The following is a 1,292-nucleotide window of genomic DNA, read 5'->3' as shown; positions in this document are numbered from 1 at the left end:
GGTGACAGTCAGATCGATCTTCGGCAGCGGGTTACCCGCGTTGACGAATTCGGCGCCTTTGGCCGTCAGCACAACGTTGTTGCCCGAGATGGCGTAGTAGCCGTCTGCGTTAGTACCAGCAGTGAAGCTCACGGTCAGACCATCGCGAGGAGTTTCTTCGTCACGTGCGTTGAAGGTACCGGCGACGGTGCCTGCTTCAGCGGCGTTCTCGACAATGGTGGTCGGCGTGATATCGATCAACGGTACGTCGTTAACCAAGGTCACAGTCGGCTGACCTTCACCGGTGGAGCTGAGGCCACCAGCATCGGTGACAGTCAGGTCGATCTTCGGCAACGGGTTGCCCGCGTTGACGAATTCGGCGCCTTTGGCGGTCAGCACGACGTTGTTGCCGGAGATGGCGTAGTAGCCGTCTGCGTTGGTGCCGGTGGTGAAGCTGATGGTCAGATTTTCACGCGGCGTTTCTTCATCACGTGCGTTGAAAGTACCGGCAACGGTGCCCGCTTCAGCAGCGTTCTCAACGATAGTGGTCGGCGTAACGTCAATCAGCGGAACGTCGTTAACCAAGGTCACAGTCGGCTGGCCTTCGCCGGTAGAGCTGAGGCCACCAGCGTCGGTGACGGTCAAGTCGATCTTCGGCAGCGCGTTACCCGCGTTGACGAAGTCAGCACCTTTAGCCGTCAGGACCACGTTGTTGCCAGAGATGGCGTAGTAGCCGTCGGTGTTAGTACCGGCAGTGAAGGTAACGCTCAGACCATCACGCGGTGTCTCTTCATCACGTGCGTTGAAAGTACCGGCAACGGTGCCTGCTTCAGCAGCGTTCTCAACGATAGTGGTCGGTGTTACATCAATCACCGGAACGTCGTTGACCAGGGTCACGGTAGGCTGAGCTTCGCCAGTGGAGCTGAGGCCACCGGCGTCGGTGACAGTCAGGTCGATTTTCGGCAGCGGGTTACCCGCGTTGACGAATTCAGCACCTTTAGCCGTCAGGACAACGTTGTTGCCCGAGATGGCGTAGTAGCCATCGGCGTTGGTGCCTGCCGTGAAGCTAACAGTCAGACCTTCACGCGGAGTTTCTTCGTCACGCGCGTTGAAGGTACCGGCGATGGTGCCAGCTTCGGCGGTGTTTTCCACGATAGTGGTCGGCGTTACATCAATCACCGGAACGTCGTTGACCAAAGTTACGGTCGGCTGGCCTTCGCCAGTGGAGCTGAGGCCACCAGCGTCAGTGACGGTCAGGTCGATCTTCGGCAGCGGGTTACCCGCGTTGACGAATTCAGCACCTTTAGCCGTCA

The 1,292-nt window shown here is 58.7% G+C and carries 1 protein-coding gene; it reads right to left on the bottom strand.

Going from position 1 to position 1,292, the window contains the following annotated elements; translation table 11 throughout:
• Positions 1–1,292, bottom strand: a 1,292-nt coding sequence (locus NDJ82_RS27360) for a hypothetical protein (protein ID WP_250926664.1), incomplete at both ends; no start/stop codon positions are given.

Origin of the sequence: Pseudomonas sp. SR18 (genome assembly GCF_023701505.1) — a bacterium.
GTDB lineage: Bacteria > Pseudomonadota > Gammaproteobacteria > Pseudomonadales > Pseudomonadaceae > Aquipseudomonas > Aquipseudomonas cyclaminis.
The sequence above is the reverse complement of the archived record's forward strand: the minus strand, read 5'-3'. Positions and strand labels throughout refer to the sequence as shown.